The organism is Aquimarina callyspongiae, assembly GCF_034322225.1.
Taxonomy (GTDB): Bacteria; Bacteroidota; Bacteroidia; order Flavobacteriales; family Flavobacteriaceae; genus Aquimarina.
This window is the reverse complement of record NZ_JAXLPA010000001.1, coordinates 1,609,166-1,629,828: the sequence shown is the minus strand read 5'-3', so window position 1 is coordinate 1,629,828 and position 20,663 is coordinate 1,609,166. Positions and strand designations below refer to the sequence as shown.

At 32.7% G+C, this 20,663-nt stretch carries 19 protein-coding genes; 4 read left to right on the top strand and 15 right to left on the bottom strand.

The window, feature by feature from the left end:
- Nucleotides 1–56 precede the first annotated feature (56 nt).
- The 7 genes from U0D62_RS06760 to U0D62_RS06730 form a co-directional block, all read right to left on the bottom strand.
- The gene (locus U0D62_RS06760; protein ID WP_322194764.1) at nt 57–977 is read right to left on the bottom strand and encodes a DUF3078 domain-containing protein; all 921 of its coding nucleotides are present in this window, start codon (nt 975–977) and stop codon (nt 57–59) included.
- Nucleotides 978–1,166: 189 nt separating this feature from the next.
- The gene (locus U0D62_RS06755; RefSeq protein WP_322194762.1) at nt 1,167–1,676 is read right to left on the bottom strand and encodes a DUF2480 family protein; all 510 of its coding nucleotides are present in this window, start codon (nt 1,674–1,676) and stop codon (nt 1,167–1,169) included.
- Between the two features lie 27 nt (nt 1,677–1,703).
- On the bottom strand, nt 1,704–2,141 hold the full coding sequence (locus tag U0D62_RS06750) for a PaaI family thioesterase (protein WP_322194760.1): 438 nt from the start codon (nt 2,139–2,141) through the stop codon (nt 1,704–1,706).
- A 44-nt stretch (nt 2,142–2,185) separates the two neighbouring features.
- On the bottom strand, nt 2,186–2,512 hold the full coding sequence (locus tag U0D62_RS06745) for an SUF system Fe-S cluster assembly protein (protein ID WP_322194758.1): 327 nt from the start codon (nt 2,510–2,512) through the stop codon (nt 2,186–2,188).
- A 26-nt stretch (nt 2,513–2,538) separates the two neighbouring features.
- On the bottom strand, nt 2,539–2,967 hold the full coding sequence (locus U0D62_RS06740) for a SufE family protein (protein WP_322194756.1): 429 nt from the start codon (nt 2,965–2,967) through the stop codon (nt 2,539–2,541).
- Nucleotides 2,968–3,007: 40 nt separating this feature from the next.
- Nucleotides 3,008–3,688 carry a DUF4377 domain-containing protein gene (locus U0D62_RS06735; protein ID WP_322194754.1) on the bottom strand — a complete coding sequence of 227 codons (681 nt, stop codon included), beginning with the start codon at nt 3,686–3,688 and terminating at the stop codon, nt 3,008–3,010.
- Nucleotides 3,689–3,700: 12 nt separating this feature from the next.
- Complete coding sequence (locus U0D62_RS06730) at nt 3,701–4,915, bottom strand: aminotransferase class V-fold PLP-dependent enzyme (RefSeq protein ID WP_322194886.1); 1,215 nt, start codon at nt 4,913–4,915, stop codon at nt 3,701–3,703.
- A 78-nt stretch (nt 4,916–4,993) separates the two neighbouring features.
- On the opposite strand from U0D62_RS06730, the gene U0D62_RS06725 reads away from it, so the two are divergent.
- Nucleotides 4,994–6,346 carry a serine hydrolase domain-containing protein gene (locus U0D62_RS06725; RefSeq protein ID WP_322194752.1) on the top strand — a complete coding sequence of 451 codons (1,353 nt, stop codon included), beginning with the start codon at nt 4,994–4,996 and terminating at the stop codon, nt 6,344–6,346.
- A 60-nt stretch (nt 6,347–6,406) separates the two neighbouring features.
- On the opposite strand, the gene sufD is transcribed toward U0D62_RS06725, so the two are convergent.
- From sufD to U0D62_RS06690, 7 genes are all read right to left on the bottom strand, one after another.
- Nucleotides 6,407–7,720, bottom strand: a complete 1,314-nt coding sequence (sufD, locus tag U0D62_RS06720; protein WP_322194750.1) for a Fe-S cluster assembly protein SufD — start codon at nt 7,718–7,720, stop codon at nt 6,407–6,409.
- A gap of 3 nt (nt 7,721–7,723) precedes the next feature.
- Entirely contained in the window at nt 7,724–8,476 is a 753-nt protein-coding gene (gene sufC, locus U0D62_RS06715; RefSeq protein ID WP_322194748.1) for a Fe-S cluster assembly ATPase SufC, read from the bottom strand.
- Between the two features lie 39 nt (nt 8,477–8,515).
- On the bottom strand, nt 8,516–8,923 hold the full coding sequence (locus U0D62_RS06710) for a hypothetical protein (protein WP_322194746.1): 408 nt from the start codon (nt 8,921–8,923) through the stop codon (nt 8,516–8,518).
- Between the two features lie 27 nt (nt 8,924–8,950).
- Nucleotides 8,951–10,396 carry a Fe-S cluster assembly protein SufB gene (gene sufB / locus U0D62_RS06705; RefSeq protein WP_322194744.1) on the bottom strand — a complete coding sequence of 482 codons (1,446 nt, stop codon included), beginning with the start codon at nt 10,394–10,396 and terminating at the stop codon, nt 8,951–8,953.
- Nucleotides 10,397–10,454: 58 nt separating this feature from the next.
- Nucleotides 10,455–10,784: a HesB/IscA family protein gene (locus U0D62_RS06700; RefSeq protein ID WP_322194743.1), complete on the bottom strand. Its 330-nt coding sequence runs from the start codon at nt 10,782–10,784 to the stop codon at nt 10,455–10,457.
- A 188-nt stretch (nt 10,785–10,972) separates the two neighbouring features.
- Nucleotides 10,973–11,668 (bottom strand): LytR/AlgR family response regulator transcription factor, encoded by a 696-nt coding sequence (locus U0D62_RS06695; RefSeq protein ID WP_322194741.1) that lies wholly within the window; start codon nt 11,666–11,668, stop codon nt 10,973–10,975.
- A 2-nt stretch (nt 11,669–11,670) separates the two neighbouring features.
- On the bottom strand, nt 11,671–12,981 hold the full coding sequence (locus tag U0D62_RS06690; protein ID WP_322194740.1) for a sensor histidine kinase: 1,311 nt from the start codon (nt 12,979–12,981) through the stop codon (nt 11,671–11,673).
- Between the two features lie 386 nt (nt 12,982–13,367).
- Here U0D62_RS06690 and U0D62_RS06685 point away from each other — a divergent pair, with 386 nt between their 5' ends.
- The 3 genes from U0D62_RS06685 (at nt 13,368) to U0D62_RS06675 (ending at nt 19,637) form a co-directional block, all read left to right on the top strand.
- Nucleotides 13,368–14,807 (top strand): serine hydrolase, encoded by a 1,440-nt coding sequence (locus tag U0D62_RS06685; protein WP_322194738.1) that lies wholly within the window; start codon nt 13,368–13,370, stop codon nt 14,805–14,807.
- Nucleotides 14,808–15,165: 358 nt separating this feature from the next.
- Nucleotides 15,166–16,035 carry an ABC transporter ATP-binding protein gene (locus U0D62_RS06680; protein ID WP_322194736.1) on the top strand — a complete coding sequence of 290 codons (870 nt, stop codon included), beginning with the start codon at nt 15,166–15,168 and terminating at the stop codon, nt 16,033–16,035.
- A gap of 29 nt (nt 16,036–16,064) precedes the next feature.
- Nucleotides 16,065–19,637 carry an ABC transporter permease/M1 family aminopeptidase gene (locus U0D62_RS06675; RefSeq protein ID WP_322194734.1) on the top strand — a complete coding sequence of 1,191 codons (3,573 nt, stop codon included), beginning with the start codon at nt 16,065–16,067 and terminating at the stop codon, nt 19,635–19,637.
- Between the two features lie 65 nt (nt 19,638–19,702).
- On the opposite strand, the gene U0D62_RS06670 is transcribed toward U0D62_RS06675, so the two are convergent.
- Entirely contained in the window at nt 19,703–20,563 is an 861-nt protein-coding gene (locus tag U0D62_RS06670) for an alpha/beta hydrolase (protein WP_322194732.1), read from the bottom strand.
- Between the last annotated feature and the right edge of the window lie 100 nt (nt 20,564–20,663).

Below are 20,663 nucleotides of genomic sequence, written 5' to 3'. Positions count from 1 at the left end.
GTCTAAAATCAATTTAGACCGCTCTTTTTGTATATATTTTATTGTATAACTTCTATTTAGAAACCATAGTTTACACCTAATCCAAATACTTCTCTTATCTGAAAAGCTCCGATAGCATTGTCATCATATATCGCTTGAAAAGCAATGTTTGCAGATAGGTATTTGTTGATAGTCATTATAACATTTGCTGTGTAATCTATATCTACATTCTGAGGATCTTCAAGGTAATTAGAATATAGATTTAAAATATTCTCCATAGAAACATTCTTCATAATTTCGAATTTTGCATACGCATTTACCGCGGCACCAAATTCAAAACGAGTAGATTCATTAGCCTCTACCCCAAAATATCCTCCAGCAGCATTAAAAGCATCAATAGCTACCTGATCGTTTCCTACATCAGTAAAATCTCCATCAACAAAGATTAATCTTGCGGTCGCTGGTGCTATATTTACTTTTAGGTTATCACTTTTTTTCCAAAGAAAACCTGGACCTGCCTGTAGATATGCAGGAGAAAAAATATGAGTAGTCTCTGTTCTGATTTCATTACCTAACGCATCTTCTCCAAATACATATCCAGGAGCAAATTGTGTTTTAAAATTTAAGAAAAAAGAATAGTACCAATTTGTTTCTTTGATTTGTCTACCTAATAAAGAGTTGAACTCAAAACGGTCATTGGTTTTACGAGTAAATTCTTGATCTTTTAATTTTGTTAGACCATAATCCGCCAGAATTTTATTGTCCCAGGTCATTTTTCCTTTACGATAATTAAAATCATAAGAAAGAGACAAGTTTCCTGCAATATTAGATGTACCTCCTCCAAGCCATTCTGCATTAAAAGCAGATTGATTGAACAAAAAACTTATGTTTCCAGTTTTTGTCCATCCATCTTTAGGAGTTTCATCTTTGGCATCTTCCTGTGCACATAAAATAGTAGTGCTTGCTAGTAACACTAGTGTTAGAAATGTTTTTTTCATTTTGATTATTAGTTTTTGGTAGTTTAAATACATTATCTAGAAATACTGATAGGGGTAGGAAACCACACATATAATTTTATGCGGCAAATATATCTTAAGAAACGATTTTCACGTTAAATAGAAAATAATAGGCGCTGTTTTTTCGATAAAAAACCACAATAAACGATAAAAGGAGTAGTTCTTATATCGTTATTTTCTTTTAAATAATGGTACAGAAGAACAGGCTTCTCCATACATAATACTTTTTGCTATTGGTTGTAATTTTTGGATCAGAGAAATGTATGCTCCCTCTGGTACTGGTTTGTTAGAGCAACCTTTTATAATGAGTAACTTGTCTTGATAAGAAGAAACATCCAGTGCATTTATTATTTCGTTGTAGACTATAGTTTCCAGCGTTTCTAATGAACCAACTACAACTTTTTTAGAATAAGGAATCAATACACTTGTTAATAATAAATATGCCCAACCAGGAATAATCGCATCAGTAGAACAGGTTAAAGCAATATATTTATCTTGATATTGACTCCAATCGTGGTCTGATACATGTTTTCTAAAATCTTTTTCTCGCAATAATAGACCTTCATAAAGCCAGTCTTTAATATCAAAAAGTATTCGTTCTCCCTCCGGATAATAATCTTCCAGATCAAAAGAAATCAAATTCTTGTTATTCGCAACGCGATTTATTATTTCATCACCCATTAGGTTTGTTTTTCTATAGTAACCAGGTTATTTATATCCTATTTTTTCAGTTAATGCAATTTTACTTTTTGCAAAATTACCAGTTCCAAAACCAATTTCTTTACCATCCTCATTGTATAAAGTAGATTCAGCAACAAAAAGGTTTCTGGATCTAAATTTTACTTTTCCGATAGCTTTTATAGTTCCTTTATTTGCTGGACGGGTCAAATTAATATTAAATGATGTCGTAAGTACAAAAGCATCTTCTATCATTGAATTTACCGCAAAGAAGGCAGCATCGTCTAATAATTTAAAATATACAGAACCATGAATGGCTCCTAGTGCATGAAAGTACTTATCTGATATTTGAAGTCCTACTTCTGCCAATCCTTCAGAGATTTTTACTGTTGTAGTATCATACAATTCTGTATTGATATTGGCTTGTAAAAACATCTTTTCTAATCTACGGTAGTGCTCAGGATTCATTTTTGCTTTTTTTAAAGAATTATATCCACCACAATTAAAAATGTTTATAACATCCCTAATTCAAGCTTAGCTTCTTCACTCATTAGATCTTGTGACCAAGGAGGGTCAAAAGTAAGTTCCATTTCTACGTCTTTTACAGCATCTAGAGATTTTACTTTTTCACGAATCTCTTCTGGTAAAGACTCCGCAACCGGGCAATTTGGTGAAGTAAGTGTCATAAGGATTTTTACATCATAATCCTCGTTTACAAATACGTCATAGATTAAACCTAATTCATATATATCCACAGGAATTTCTGGATCATAAATGGTTTTAAGAACCTTTACAATTTTTTCTCCTAGTTCATTTGTATCTATCGTGGTCTCACTCATCTTTTTGTTTTTTTAGTCGTAATCCTTTAGGATTCATTTAATTGTGTCTGATAAGCAACAGCGTATAATTTAAGCTGTTTGATCATGCTAACCAATCCATTGGCACGTGTAGGTGATAAATGTTCTTTCAAACCAATTTGATCAATAAAATCAGTATTAGCATCAATAATATCTTTAGGGTGCTGTCCAGAAAAAGAACGTATCAGAATTGCAATAATCCCTTTAGTAATGATGGCATCACTATCGGCTGTAAATTGTATCTGGTCTTCATTCATTTCTGCATGAACCCATACTTTACTTTGACATCCTTTTATAATATTTTGATCAATTTTATATTTTTCATCTATTAAAGGAAGGGATTTGCCTAACTCAATCATATACTCATAGCGTTGCATCCAATCGTCAAACATACTAAACTCGTCAACAATCTCTTCCTGAATTTCTTGTATAGTCATTACTTACAAATTTTCAGCAAAAATACAATAAGATTCATTGCTATTCAATACTTTCTGATAATGTTAGTATATGGTTTATCAATGGTGTAATTATTTGAGGAGGATTGCCGTGATCAAAACCGTTTGAAGGGTATGTTTTATTGTCTAAAGTGATTTTTAAAAGACCATGTGGAGCTCCGTCAAAAAGTCTCTTTTGTGAAGGGGCTTTTAACTGATGAATTTCTTTAATATTAACCTGTTTTATTAGAGAAAGTATGGTATTCCAGTCTTTTTCTGAACACTTTATAGATTGAAAGTTCTTTAAATCTCTATCACTGGTTTTTTTGATATTATTTTCATCCACTTCGATATATAAGAATGAATCCCTAGAAAGTGCTTGATATGATATGTTTTTAAGCTTTTTTTGTGAGGAAGATTGATCTTTTTCCTTCGACAAAACTTTTATCAAGGTATATTGCAATGATGAAGCATCAGCAGCAGGATTTTTAACTGGAGTAATTGTTACTTCTAGTTGATATTCATATCCTGTTTCATAGGTAAAACCCTCTATAGTATCATAAAATAATTGCCACTCCTGATCCATGTTTTCTTTAATAAGTAAACAAGTTTGTGGGCTAGCTCCTTCACACTCTTGCGTATAAGAGGCGACATAGATTCTTTTCTTTTCTTTACAAGAAAGAGTCAAAGCGATTAGAAAGATTAAAGCAACTATTTTTTTCATGATAAAGAGAATTTAACCTAACATCATTTTTGCTTTTTTCACTGCCTCAACTAAGGCGTCAACTTCTTCTATGGTATTATAAAATGAAAAGGAAGCTCTCACGGTACCAGGAATGTTATAAAAATCCATAATTGGTTGCGCACAATGATGACCTGTACGTACTGCAATACCAAGTTTGTCTACTATTGTTCCTATATCATAAGGATGTATACCTTCAAGATTAAAAGAAATCACAGAAGTTTTATTTTTTGAGGTACCATATATTTTAAGGCCTTCGATCTCTAGTAGTTTTTGAGTTCCATAAACTAAGAGTTCGTTCTCGTAGTCAGCAATAGTATCAAAACCTATACTGTTCATATAATCTAAAGCTGCTCCAAAAGCAATCCCACCACAAATATTAGGCGTTCCTGCTTCAAACTTATGTGGAAGCCCAGCATAAGTTGTCTTTTCAAAAGTTACCTGTTCAATCATTTCACCACCTCCTTGATAAGGAGGAAGTTTATTAAGCCAGTCTGATTTTCCGTATAACATACCCACTCCTGTTGGACCACAAAGCTTATGAGCAGAAGCTACATAAAAATCTACATCCAATGCCTGTACATCGGGTTTGATATGCGGACAAGATTGTGCGCCATCAATAAGTACAGCTGCTCCAACATTATGTGCTTTTTCAATAATTTCTTCTATTGGATTGATAGTCCCAAGCGCATTAGAAATATGATTGGTAAATACCAGTTTTGTCTTATTAGAAAGTAACTTATCAAAGACCTCCATAACCAGTTCACCTTCTTCATTCATTGGGATAACTTTAAGGACCGCTCCAGTACGTTCACAAAGCATTTGCCAGGGAACAATATTAGAATGATGTTCTAAAGCTGATACGATAATCTCATCTCCTTTAGAAAGAAGGTTTGTAAAACCAGTGGCAATAATATTAATACTATGCGTAGTACCAGAGGTTAAAATAATCTCGTGAGTATGTGCTGCATTAAAATGCTGCTGTATTTTTTTACGAGCTATTTCATAAGCATCAGTAGCCTCTTGTGATAAAGTGTGTACTCCTCGATGAATATTAGCATTATAGTGACTATAATATTCTACTATAGTATCAATAACCACTTGAGGTGTTTGTGAAGTGGCAGCGTTATCAAAATAGACCAACGGTTTTCCGTTTACTTTTCTGTTAAGGATTGGAAAGTCTTCTCTGATTTTATGAACATCAAACATATCAATTTCTTTCTGCAAAAGTAGTAAGTATTTCTAACTGATATTACTTATTTTTAGAATGATTTAACCCATTACACAATGAAGCGATTTAAAAAGATTTTACGATACGTTTTTATGAGTTTAATTATGATAATACTGATAGCAGTATTTTTAAATTATCCTAAACTTACAATCCTAACAGGATACTCTGCCAAAAACATGTGCTCTTCGGTTTTTATGGCTAATAGAAGCATTGAATTTACGGATGTAAATGACAATAATTTTGCTCCGGTTCATTTGGCAGATGATGAGGTGGATATCAAAGAAAAATCGGCTATTGCTTCTGTTTTTGGATTACAAGAGAGAAAAGCTATATATAGAGAAGGATTAGGTAGTGTTTTGATCAATGATGATTTTGATACTAGCGAACCATATCTTAAACCTAATCGTTCGACTGTAAAAAAGAATTTTCCTTTTCCTTATGGAGACTTGCCTCAAAAAGACACTGTTTTTGAGAATGTAGACTATAATAAAATTAATGGGGTAGTTTCATCGATTTTTGATACTAAAGGTGAAAGTATTAAAAAGACAAGAGCTGTTATGGTGATTCATAAAGATCAAATAATAGCAGAGAAATATACAGATGGATTAAATAAAGATTCTAAACTATTAGGATGGTCGATGACCAAAAGTATTTTAGCTACGGTATATGGTGTATTACAACATCAAGGAAAGATAGACATTAATGATAAAGCACCAGTTTCTGAATGGCAAAAAGATGAGAGAAAGAATATTACAATCAATAATTTATTACAGATGAATTGTGGTTTGGCTTGGGATGAAGATTATAACTCAATTTCTGATGCTACCAAAATGCTTTATATTGATGAGGATATGACAAAAACCCAGGTGTATAAAGAAGCGACTCACAAGCCTAATGAGTATTGGTATTATTCTTCGGGGGTTTCTAATTTGTTGTCAGGAATTCTAAGAGAGCATTTTGATAGTTATCAGGAATATCTGGACTATCCATATCGAGAATTTATTGATAAAATTGGGATGCACTCGATGCTTATAGAAACAGATATGGTAGGAAATTATGTGGGTTCTTCTTATGGTTGGGCATCTGTTAAAGATTGGGCGAAGTTTGGATTGCTTTATTTACATAGAGGTAATTGGAATGGAGAACAGGTTTTTAACCCAGAATGGGTGGATTATGTAACAACACCTAGTCCAACATCAGATGGTGATTATGGAGGTCATTTTTGGCTAAATTCAGGAGGGTTTTATCCTGATGCTCCTAGAGATATGTATTCTGCTAATGGATATCAAGGCCAGCGAGTATTCATAATTCCTTCTAAAAACCTAGTAATTGTTCGTTTTGGGTTAATAGGTGATGCAGGAGTGGATTTTAATAAATTCCTTAAGGAAATAGTATCTGCTATTGAATAAAAAAATAAAGCCTGTCTGATTCTAAAATCAGACAGGCTTTTAATACGTTTTTATAAAAAATTACAAATCAAAACCAATACTCACATTAAGCTTGTTGGCAATTAATTTGTTAATTCTACTTTTAAGCTGCGGTATTTTTACGCTTTCTAATACGTTATTTGCAAACGCATACATCAATAATGCTCTGGCTTCTTTCTCGCCAATTCCTCTTGATCTCATATAAAATAAAGCATTATCATCTAATTGACCAATAGTACATCCGTGAGAACATTTTACATCGTCTGCAAAAATTTCTAACTGAGGCTTAGAATTAATTGTTGCTTTATCACTTAATAGTATATTATTATTCGATTGAAAAGCATTTGTTTTCTGAGCTTCTTTATTAACGATAATCTTACCATTAAAAACACCTGTTGCTTTTTCGTCAAAAATCCCTTTGTAGTCCTGATGACTTTCGCAATTAGGCTCTGTATGATGCACAAGTGTATTGTGATCTACGTGTTGTTTTCCTTCAACAATCGTAATTCCGTTTAGAATAGAGTCAATGCCTTCACCTTTTTGATAAAAATTAAGGTTGTTTCTAGTGATGTTTCCACCAAAAGCAAAGGTATGAACAGAAGCAACACTTTGTCCTTGTTGTTCTATATAGGTATTGTCAATCAGAGAAGCATTTTGATTGTCGTTTTGGATTTTATAATAATCCACAAAAGCTCTTTTATCTGTAAAAATCTCTGTTACCGAATTGGTTAAAACAGGATTGTCAGTAAGACTTTGGTGACGTTCAATAATCTGAACATGTGAATTTTCTTCAACAACTATCAGGTTACGAGGTTGTAGCATTTGTGCAGATTCGTTTCCTGTCGAAAAATGTATGATCTGGATTGGCTTATCTGCCTGTTTGTTTTTTGGAATATAAATATAGGCACCTTCTTTTGAGAAAGCTGTATTTAATGAGGTAAGCCCATCGCTCTTTGCTATTTTATTAAAATAGTTATCTATAACTTGTCTATATTTTTCATGCGTTAACGCAGATGACATAAGACATACATCTATTTTATCATGTGTAGTTTCAGATAGATGTGATGAATACTTTCCGTCTATAAAAACAATTTTATAGGTGTCAAGATCGTGAAGAAAATATTTTTTAACGTCTTTAAAATCTAGTGCATTTTCTTCTTTTGGAAAAATACTATAATCGTGCTTTAGAATAGCATTTAAAGAAGTGTATTTCCAGGCTTCTTCTTTTTTAGAAGGAAATCCTTTTTCTTCGAAACTCTTTATTGCTTGACTTCTGATATCATGTACAGGAGCATCAACATCTACTGTGTTTTCAAAAGCCAAAAAAGAGGATACTAGTTTTTCTTTCAATTCCATTTTCTACGCGTTTATCTCCTCTTTAATCCAATCGTATCCTTTCTCTTCTAATTCTAGAGCTAATTCTTTGGTACCGGATTTAACAATTTTACCATCATAAAGTACATGTACAAAATCAGGAACGATATACTCTAAAAGGCGCTGGTAGTGTGTTATTACTACAATAGCATTGTCATCACCTTTTAGTTTATTAACTCCATTAGCAACAATACGAAGAGCATCTATATCTAAACCAGAATCAGTTTCATCTAGAATGGCTAGTTTGGGTTCCATCATTGCCATTTGAAAGATCTCATTTCGCTTTTTTTCTCCTCCAGAAAACCCTTCATTAAGAGAACGAGATAAAAATTTACGATCAATATCTAATAGCTCAGATTTTTCACGAATTTTTTTCAACATATCTTTTGCAGGCATTTCTTCAAGACCTTGTGCTTTTCTGGTTTCGTTAATAGCCGTTTTCATAAAGTTAGTAACGGTAACTCCAGGAATTTCTACAGGATATTGAAATGATAAAAAGACTCCTTTGTGAGCTCTTTCTTCTGCTGCAAGCTCTTCTATGTCTTCACCTTCTAAAAGGATATTACCATCGGTTACTTCATATTCTTCTTTACCAGCTACAATATTTGCCAAAGTACTTTTTCCCGCACCATTAGGACCCATTATAGCGTGTATTTCTCCTGCTTTAACGTTTAGGTTTAGGCCTTTTAAAATTTCTTTACCTTCTACACTGGCGTGTAAATCCTTAATTTCTAACATTACGTACTATTCTCTTTTATCTCTTTTTATAGAGATTTATTAATTTTCTTTTTCGGTTTTAGAGTTTTCACCAGTGGTTTCATCTTCAGAAGATTTGATCTTGGTGGGTAACTCTGAGGTTGGTGCGCTAACACCTATAATTTCTTTTATTTCTACAATCTCTTCCCATCCTTCTTCTGGATTGGGTTTAATTATTCCTTTAACTACTACAGGAACCATATCATATTCTTCTCTTTGTAATGGCTTTGCTTTTTCTGCAAGTTCCTGAGTCATATCATTGATTTCGACCCCATAAATAAAATCTTTTCCTTTTATTACTGCAGCATCATTGATAAGAATGAATTCTCCACGAATTAAATCGGGGTCATCATTTTTGTTTTCTGATTTTTCGTTTTTACAGGATAAGACGATCAGGCTTACAACGGCGAGAATAAATAGTTTTTTCATTAATAGGTTGATTTGATGGTTTATACATTACCCTACAGAACCTTCCAGAGAAATTTCCAGAAGTTTTTGAGCTTCTACGGCAAACTCCATAGGTAATTTATTCAACACTTCCTTGCTAAAACCATTTACAATTAATGCAATTGCTTTTTCGGTATCTATACCTCTCTGGTTGCAATAGAAAATTTGATCTTCACCTATTTTACTGGTAGTAGCTTCATGTTCTATTTGAGCAGTTTTATTTTTTGCTTCTATATAAGGAAACGTATGAGCACCACATTCATTGCCCATGAGTAATGAATCGCACTGCGAAAAATTACGGGCATTCTTAGCTCTACTATTTATTTGTACTAATCCTCGGTAACTATTTTGTGATTTTCCGGCAGAAATTCCTTTAGAAATAATAGTACTCTTGGTGTTTTTACCAAGATGTATCATTTTGGTACCGGTATCTGCTTGTTGGTAATTATTGGTTACTGCGATTGAGTAAAATTCTCCTACAGAATTATCACCTTTTAGTACACAAGAAGGGTATTTCCAGGTAACAGCTGATCCGGTTTCTACCTGAGTCCAGGAGATTTTAGCGTTGGCTTCGCAAATGCCTCGCTTGGTAACAAAGTTAAATACTCCTCCTTCTCCTTTTTCATTACCAGGATACCAATTCTGTACTGTTGAATATTTAATCTCTGCGTTGTCAAGAGCAATCAGTTCTACCACTGCAGCATGTAATTGATTTTCATCTCTAGAAGGAGCTGTACAACCTTCAAGATAACTCACATAACTACCTTCATCTGCAATAACAAGAGTTCGTTCAAACTGACCTGTTCCGGCCTGATTGATTCTGAAATATGTTGATAACTCCATTGGACATCGAACGCCTTTAGGAATATAACAGAAAGATCCATCACTGAATACAGCAGAATTTAATGCTGCATAAAAATTATCTTTTTGAGGAACTACTGATCCAATATATTTTTTTACCAATTCTGGATGTTCTTGTATTGCTTCAGAAATAGAACAGAAAATAATGCCTTTTTCTGCTAATGTTTCTTTAAAAGTAGTAGCTACAGATACAGAATCCATTACAATATCTACAGCCACACCTGCTAACTTCTTCTGTTCATCAAGAGAAATCCCTAATTTTTTAAAAGTCTCTAATAACTCAGGATCCACTTCATCAAGACTATTATATTTAGGCTTTTTATTGGGAGCAGAGTAGTAAGAGATATTTTGGAAATCGGGTTTATTATATCTTACATTGGCCCATTCAGGTTCTTCCATTTGTTCCCAAGCTCTAAAAGCCTGTAATCTCCATTCTGTCATCCATTCGGGCTCTTCTTTTTTACGAGAAATTGCACGAACTATGTCTTCATTAAGACCAACAGGAAATGTATCTGATTCTATATCGGTATAGAAACCATATTCATATTCTTTGGTTTCCAGTTCTTTCTTTAAGTCGTCTTCAGTATATGCCATCTGTTTATTCCTGAACTTATTTTCAGGACTCTTTCTAAAATCCTAGTTTATTATCTATTTAAAGGGAAAAACTTTCACCACAACCACAAGTTCTACTTGCATTGGGATTATTAAACACAAAACCAGTACCGTTTAAACCTCCAGAATATTCCAGGGTAGTACCTATAAGATAAAGAAAGCTTTTCTTATCTACAATGATCTTTACTCCATTGTCTTCGAATACTTTATCTCCTTCTTGTTGAGCTTTATCAAATTTTAAGTCATATGATAAACCAGAGCAACCGCCACTTTTTACACCTACTCTTACATAATCTGTAGTCGCGTTATACCCATCGTCGTTCATCAATTCTACAACCTTATTTTTAGCTATGTCTGATACCTTAATCATACTTCCTTATAAATAGATTAATTCTAAATGAATTGCAAATATACTACATAAGTAGATTTTATACACGAAACCTAACATTAATCTAACATATACTTGAATAAGAGAAACCTATTGCTATAATTGAGAGGTCTAATCTACTTGATATATAAATGAATAAAGCTAGAGTTTTTTATTAAAAATATAATCTGCTAAAACAGTTTATTTTTGATAATTGCCTTATAAGATTGACCTATAGGAACAGTAATTCCTTCTAACTTGATTTGATTGCCTACGATACTTTTTATAGAAGTAATGTTAACAATAAATGAACGGTGAACACGAATAAATTCATCTGGAGATAAAACAGTTTCAAAATGGGAAATGGACTCATGAATGAGTAACATTTCGTTTTGCAAGTATAGTTTTACATAGCTTCCGTAGCTTTCTAAATATTTGATATGATCTAGTTGGATATGGTGTGTTTCTTTATCTCCTTTTAAAAAAATACTGGTATTGGTAGCTTCGGTAACCGTTTTACTTTTTTGCGAAGATTGTTCTTTGGTTTTAATTACTTTGGTGTATGCTTTTAAAAATCGCTCAAACGAAAAAGGCTTCAGGAGATAATCACAAACTTCTAATTCATAACTTTCTACAGCAAATTCTGAATAGGCAGAAGTAATTACAATCAACGGAGGGTTGGTTAGTGTCCTTAAAAAATCTAGGCCTTTTAGTTTTGGCATTTCTATATCGAGAAATATCAGATCTACTTTTTGTTTTTGTAAAAGTGATAAGGCATCTATTGCATTATAACAATTTCCTAACAAGGTTAAATCACTTAAAGAAGCTGCATAATCCTGGATTATAGTGTGTGCTATAGGTTCATCATCTACGATGATATAATTCATAATCAAATATTAATTGTTAAACGGGCATTATACGTATCTTTTTCAATTGTAAAGTCAAGAGAATGTGATTTTCCATATACGATCTCTAATCGTTTTTTCAGATTTTCTAATCCGATTCCTTTTGATTCACTCAATGCCGAAGCATCATAGTTATTAGTTACTTCAAATGCGATTTCGCGATCTTTAACTTCTAACAAGATGTTTACATAGGCTTCTTTAATTAGCGAATCAACACCGTGTTTAAAAGCATTTTCTAACAAGATAATAAACAAAAGTGGTGTAATAGTTATGTTTTTCTGTTGTATGTCTTTGTTAAAAGTGATGATCACCTTTTCATGATGCCTTATTTGTTGAAGTTCTATATAATTTTCCAGGTATTCAATCTCTTCTTCCAGCATAACCTCATTTTCTTTTCCTTTATAAATCACGTAACGCATAATATCAGATAGCTTTAAGATTAGATCAGGTGTTTGATCTGATTTTTGTTTAGCTAATCCATATAAATTATTTAAAGTATTAAAGAAAAAATGAGGGTTTACTTGTTGTTTTAATAATGCTAGCTCTGCTTTGGCTTTATCAGCTTTTAAGGTTTGAAACCATTTCCATTGATCGTATAACCATAATAATATAAGCAATGGAATAGGAAACAAAAAGATCAAAAACACATCCAAATTTTGCTCATGCGTCCTATCACCATAAGACACGATAAACAAAAAGAAAAAGACCAATAGTGCTCCATAAAGCCCCAAGATCAACAATCTGTGTTTTTGAAAAAAAGTAGGAGCCAAAATATAAAATACTCCAAGCCAAAAAACAGTTAATAATGCAAAAGTAATTGGGTTATCAGGGATGTTCATATACTGGTCGATCCCAAATCCCACAGTAAAGATGATGAATAATACCAGTAACTTGATCAAAAAGGGTTTATGGGCTTTCTTGAAAGCAAGTTCCTTCAGTTTTTTATACCTCAGGTTATACCAGGACCAAAGAATGTAGTAATTGGTAATTAAAAACAGAAAAAAACTGCTTACACCAAATACTTTGTAATCCAAATATCTGCCTAATATAAACCCTGAAAGAGATAATACCCAGCAAGCTACCATTCCATAAAATACTTTCCTTTTTCGATGAAAAAGTATTGCGTGGACTATTATAGAAATGATTATTCCCCAAAACAAAAAACCAACTACATTCATAAGTGTTTCTTTTGGGTCAATCAGAATGAATTCAACAAAAATTAATCCCTGAACGATAATATAGAGGATAATGAATCCGTATAAAACTGAGGCGTATTTCTTTAAAAAAGCAATCATACCCCAAAAGTAGTAAACCTATAAGTTAAGAGATAATTATATGCATAGACATTATTAAAATTGAAACGAATACTTCGTTTTTTACCACGAATCTAATTGATTGTTTTTTTTCGGCTTTCGGTATAACTATACTGATGTTGGTAAAAATTATTAAGGTTTCTTTTGAATCTCACATAGGTTTGTGTCAAAGTTTAAAACAATTATTATGAATGCACTACAAATAACCTATGTACCTAAAACCTATCTTAAAAAGATAAAAGCATTGAATCAGAAAATTCGACTTTTTGAGCAAGGAATAAAAAAATATAGTTGAGATATTCAGTCAAGACACTATACACTTCGACATGAATCATAAATCTAAAACATCTTAAAAATATTATAAACACATGAAATTAATCACTTCTTTACTACTATTAGTTTTGACACAAACCATTTTTGGTCAAAACAAGGTTCAAAAAATAGACAGCTTATTTACTAATCTTTATAATAACGAAGAATTTAACGGCAATGTACTAATTGCAGAAAAAGGCACTATAACTTATAAGAAAAGCTTTGGTAATGCTAATGAGATCACCAACGAAAAACTTACTGAAGAATCCATATTTGAACTGGCTTCTTGTACAAAGCCTTTTACGGCAATGGCTATTGTAATTTTAAAAGAACGTGGACTACTGAATCTTGATGATAAAATAACCAAATTCTTTCCTGAGTTATCCAAATACAATAATGTAACCATTAGAAATTTACTAAACCATACAGGTGGACTTCCGGACTATATGTCTTTGATGTTTTCTATTTGGGATAAGACCAAAATTGCTACAAATAAAGATGTTATTAAAATCTTGAAGACAAATCAGTCGGATGTTCGTTTTGAACCAAATTCAAAGACAGAATATAGCAATACCGGTTATGTGTTGTTGGCGTCCATAATTGAAAAGGCCTCTGGTCAATCGTATCCTGATTTTTTGAAATCAGCCATATTTGAACCACTTCAAATGTCTAATACATTTGTTTATCATAGACGCCTTTCGCCACAAAAAATTAAAAATTATGCATTAGGTTATCTATACATAAATGACGAATACATACTTCCTGATGATTTCGACAGGTCTAAGTTTGTAATTTGGTTAGATGGTATCGAAGGTGACGGTACTGTAAATTCTACTATACTTGATTTATATAAATGGGATAGAGCATTGTATAATAATCAATTGGTTTCTGAGAAGAGTTTGGAAGAGGTTTTTAGCAATGGAGTACTGGATAATGGAAGCACCGCAAAATATGGTCTTGGATGGCGTGTATTAGAAACAACACCGTTTGGTAAAATTGCCAGACATAGCGGTGGATGGCCAGGATATCTTACTTACATCGAAAGGGATATCGATAATGATAAAACAATCATCATCCTACAAAACCACCAAAATGGTTCTATGCCAAAGCAAGCTGTTCGTAATATTCTTTATGGAATGCCTTTGCCTAAAACAATGAAAAATCTATACTCAGAAGGAAAAACCGTTGATCAAATCATTACGCTTTTAGAAGATCCTGTTTCAAAATATTTAATTGATAATTTTTACGAAAGAAATGTTAATAGATTTGGGTATCAACTTATGGAGAAAGGAAAAGTAAATGACGCACTTAAAATTTTTAGATATAACACGGTTAACTATCCAGCAAGTTCCAATGCGTTTGATAGTTTGGGAGAATGTTTATTGCAAATGAAGAATACCCAACAAGCTCAACAAGCCTATAAAAAAGCTTTGGAATTAGATCCCACCAATAAAAATGCAGCGTCTGCACTTGCAAAAATCCATGAAAGCAAATAATACAGTATAGACGCAATCCACAGGATACTTTTTAATGACTATAACCCATTCAAAACTAGTTTTTGAATGGGTTTTGTAATTAGAACAAGCTCTAATGTACAACCTGCATCTAATGAGTTGGCTGTGATATCCTGCCAAATAGTTAACCTAAGTGTAAATCTTTGTTAAATCCACTCATTAAATGGGATGGTTACCTGTACAGATGTTGTGAAAAATGAGATGAACACTTAAAATTTTACAACGAATCGTATTGATTCCTTTTTTTAGACTTTCTGTTTAACCATTGAGGTGTTGGTACAAATTATTAAGCTTTCTCTTTGATCAGGTGTAGGTTCGTAGGAATATTAAAACGATTATTATGAACACACTACAAATAACCAATGTATCCAAAACCTACCCAAATGGAGTAAAGGCATTGAATAATATTTCATTAACCATCAAAAACGGTATGTATGGGTTATTAGGCCCTAACGGAGCGGGCAAATCATCCTTAATGCGTACGATTGCTACATTACAGGAACCTTCTTCTGGAACTATCTTATTCAATGGTATGGATATTCTTAAAAACCCTCAGGAATTAAGAAACCAATTAGGGTACTTGCCACAAGAGTTTGGTGTATATCCCAAAATTTCTGCTCAGGACTTATTGGATCATATGGCGATACTAAAAGGAATTATTCATAAAAAAGAACGAAAAGAACAGGTTGAAGCTTTATTACAGCAAACTAACCTGTATCAACATCGTAAAAAATCGGTTCATACATTCTCTGGAGGAATGCGCCAACGATTTGGTATTGCTCAGGCTTTGTTGGGTAACCCAAAGCTAATTATTGTAGACGAACCTACTGCAGGATTGGATCCAGAAGAACGTAACCGCTTCCTGAATTTATTGAGTGAAATAGGAGAGCATATCATTATTATTCTGTCTACCCATATCGTAGAAGACGTAAAAGACTTATGTACCAATATGGCAATACTGAACCAGGGAAGTATTATAAAAGAAGGAATCCCGACAGGATTAACAGAAAAATTAAAAGGAAAAGTATGGATAAAAAGTGTTGAAAAAGAAAACTTAAAAAGTTATCAATCTGCCTTTAATGTAATCTCTACTCGTTTGTTTTCTGGCAAAACACAACTTCATGTACTCTCCGATGAAAAACCTGAAGAAGGGTTCGAAGCTGTTAATCCAGGATTAGAAGATGTGTATTTCAGCACATTGAGATCATAATACCAATTATAACCATAAAAATATAACCTATGTTTACTCATCTTTTTAAGTTCGAATGGAAATATCATACAAAGCAGTTATCTTTTTACATGTTTTCTGCCATTTTTTTTCTCCTGGGATTTTATATGTCTTCGGGAGGTAGGTTGGGAGCAACAGAACTGGTAAAAACCAATTCTCCATATCAAATTAGTTTTTTTGTCGGGATATTTAGCCTGGTATCTGTTTTTGCCACTATGTTCTATTGCATAAATGCAATGATTAGAGATCGTCGATATTTTATAGAAGAAATTATCTATAGTACACCTTTAAAAAAGTATCAATTTTACTGGAGTCGTTTTGCAGGAACGTTTTTGGTTAGCCTTTTAGTATTTACATTATTAATTGTAGGGTTTGCTATAGGTACATTTTTTTCGATGGATCCGGATAGCTTACTGCCTTTCAATATTTTTCATTATGTCTATATATGGGCTATTTTGATCCTACCCAATTTATTTATCTTAACCGCGCTCTTATTTTCTTTTGCAACCTTATCCAGAAAAGCTTTAGTGGTATATATAGGAGCTGTTTTTATCTATGCATTGTATTGGGGGTGCGCCATATTTTTTAACTCTCCGATGCTTGCCCAGGCAGTTCCTCCCTCTCCGGAAAATATGATTATTGCTTCACTGGCAGACCCTTTTGGTTTGTCTGCATTTTTTGAGCAAACGATGTATTGGACACCGTTTCAAAAAAACACACAACTCGTATCATTTTCAGGATATTTTATGTTAAACAGAGTCTTTTGGGTTATCATCTCATTGGTTTTGTTAGGAATAACGTATAAGTTATTTTCTTTTAGAAAAGGAAATCGAAGGATCAAAAAAGATAAGGAAGTTTCTGAAATGTATACGGAAGAAAAAACATATACTCCGGTATTAACATTTATTCAAACGAGAAAAGCCAGGTTATTGGGGTTATTTTCACTAGCAAAATTAGAACTCTCCAATGTTTTTAGAGGCTTACCATTTATTGCGGTAATGCTTATTTGGGTTTTGATTTCAGTAACGGAGATTTACAGCAGAATTTTTGAAGGAGGCACCTATCACGATAGTCAATATCCCGCTACATATCGTTTAATTGAATTAACAAGTGAAGGACTGCCTATGTTAGGGTTAATTCTAATTATATTTTATAGCGGAGAACTGGTTTGGAGAGAACGAAATCTTACTATTAACGGAATCATTGATACCACTCCTACAACCAATAGTATTTTCTTTTTTTCAAAGTATATAGCACTGCTTATTTTACCATTGTTTTTGGTTTTGATAAGTATCTTTATTTCTATTGGATTTCAGGTGATCGGCGACTATCATGACTTTAAGTGGAACCAATATATAAACCTGTTCTATTTACAAGGTGTTCAAATGATATTCTATGGTATTTTGGCTTTGTTCGTTCAAAATGTGGTGTCGAATAAATATGTAGGAATGTTTATTTCAGGAATTTTGATTTTCTTTTTAGGGAGCTCTTTAAGTAATCATATCGGAATTGAATATCCCTTGCTAAAACTCGGAAGAACTCCATTGGTGATATATAATGACATGGTTTCATATGGATATTACCTAAAATCGTTTCATTGGTATTCGATATATTGGTTGTCCTTAGGAGGAATCCTGGTCTTATTAGCTTTCAAATTATGGAGAAGAGGAGCGGTTTCTAATTTCAGGTTTAGAATACTTCAATTATTTTCTGGTTGGAAAAAAATTGAAAGACTTACAATTATCGGTTTTCTAATAGTATTTATGGGTTCTGGGAGTGTGATTTTTTATAATATCAATATTCTGAATAAATATTATTTATCAAATGAAAGATTAAACCTTTCAGAAATGTATGAGAAGAAATTCAAACAATATGATACCCTCGAAGAACTATACCCTGTAGATCTGAAAACCGAAGTTGATGTATATCCTGAAGATAAAAAATATAGAGTAAAAGCAAATTACGTATTAAAAAACAAAAGTAATACTAATGTGGAGTCTGTGTTTATTTCTCCCAGAATACCATTAGAGTCTGTATACTTAGAAAATGCTACCCTGATTGAGCACGATTCTATATTCAAAACATATTTGTTTCAACTTCAAAGCCCATTATATCCTGATGAGAAGCTTACATTCAGGTATCAATTAACCGTGGAGAATGATGGTTTTGAAACTAAGACTGATATTGTAAATAATGGTAGTTATATTTTACATTCTTCTTTTGAACCTTCTTTAGGATATCGACCAAGTATGGAAATTAGAGACTCCAAAGAACGTAAGAACCGAGGTTTACCTGAAAGGGAAGAAGAAGTTACTGAAGAAAGGGATTTGCACGAAGGATCAGACAATCTAATTGGAAGGGTTTCTTTTGAGACAGTGGTATCCACTCAAGCTGATCAAACTGCTATTGCTCCAGGTAATCTGATTAAACACTGGACATCCGAAAATAGAAATTACTATCATTATAAGGCAAAAGAGAAAATATCTCCTTTACTAGGGTATTTTTCAGCCAGATATAAAATTCACAAAGAAAACCATAGGGGAGTTAGTATAGAACAATACTATCATCCGGATCATGATATGAATGTTGAGTTAATTACCAAGGCAAGTAAAGAAGCCATGGATTATTGTTTACAGAATTTTGGAGCATATCCTTTTGATCATATTCGCATTGCAGAAATTCCGGGATACTGGCCATTCGGTGGGCAAGCGATGCCGGGTACAATAAGTATGGTAGAGGATAATTTGTATTTATTGGATCAGCGTAATAGCAGTGTCTTCAATTTAGTTGCTAAACGTACAATTCATGAAGTTGCTCATCAATGGTGGGGGCATATATTAACTCCTAAAATGACTGTAGGAGGAGGATTTTTTATAGAAGGATTGGCCAAATACACAGAAATTGTGGTTATGGAAAAACACTATGGTAAAGGTGTTTTTTGGAATCTGTCAGAATATTCTAATAACCGTTATTTTACAGGGCGTTCTTATGCTTCTGAGATGGAACCACCTGCGTATTTATCAGATGGTGAAGGATATATACTTTATGGTAAAGATTATACGATTATGCTAGCATTAAAAGAATTAATCGGAGTAGAAAAAATAGATAACATTCTTCAAAAAATGGTAACACAATATCGAGGTAAAGAAGAATTCGAGGCCATTACACTTGATTTCCTAAATGAAGTGTATCAGGTTACCCCTCCAGATTACCATACATTGGTAGATGACTGGTTTAAAAGGATAATTACTTATGATCTGGAAGTAAAAAACACTTCCTATGAAAAGCTTTCTAATGGCAAGTACAAAATAACTCTGGATCTAATTACAAAACGCTTAGAGGCAAAAAAACTTGGAGAAGATGTTCCAATTAGCATACAAGAACCCATCCAAATAGGATTGTTTCAGAAGCATCCAAAAGAGATTGGAGTGGGAGAACAACCCTTATATCTCCAAAGTCATAATTTTGATAAAGAGAACTCACAAATAAGCATTATTGTGGATAAACTTCCAACGTATGTATCAATAGATCCCTATGGGACAAGGCTTGATAAAAACAGAGTTAATAATATAAAACGATTGTAAAATAATATCATAAGATGAAATACTACTCCTAATTTGTAGAGAAATGAATTAGGAGTAGTTATTGTTTATTGACTTATCATTTTTTCAAATAGTGCTACGTATTTTTCTTCATAATCAAATATTCCTCTGATATGCTTTCCTTTTATTTCCCAAAATTGTGTAGATGATAAATGGGATGCATCATATAATTTCTTTCCTAGTTCATAAGGAACCTGTTGATCTGTTTGACTATGAATTATCAAGGAAGGTTTTGTAATTTTTTTAATTTCTTTTTCTGCAGGAAAATCATTATTCATTAATAGAGGTACAACTCCTTTAAAATTTTCAAGATGTAGTGCGTTTGCATACACTTTACCGATATCAGGAAAGGAAGAAAAAGTACCTTCTAGAACAAGGCCTTTGATTTTTTCTTGCCTCGCTGCAGCGTTCATAGTTGCAAAAGCACCTCCCAACGATTGTCCCCAAATAATAATAGGGGTATCTATAACATTTTTATGTTTTAATATTTCATCAAAAACATATAATGCATCTTCTTTTAAAACAAGAGAATTGTCTGCTATACCTGTGGATTTTCCAAAACCTCTGCGTTCAAAACTAAATACCTGAAACCCTCTTTGCAATAAAGCTTTGTAATACTTCTGGGAGGATTGTAGATGCATGCCTTTACCAGCATAATGGATAATAGTGCCTTTAGGGAATAGGGTTTTGGTTTTAAAAAGAACTCCATGTATTTTGACATTATTATCTCTGTGAAAATAATATTCTTCATAGTCAAATGCTGTTTTAAAAACACTATAACCTATATCATTAGTTTTATAAATCATAGTATCAGTATATCTGGAAAACCGGATATACAATACTAACAAAACGAATATTAAAATTCCTAATAACAGAATCCATTTGGTAATCTTATATACTTTTTTCATAGATGTATTTTTATAGTGACACTCCAAATGAAAGAGATTATCATCAATAGGAAAAAAGAATGGTGTTGGTGCTTATTTTTTGTGGTCAATTCATATTTCT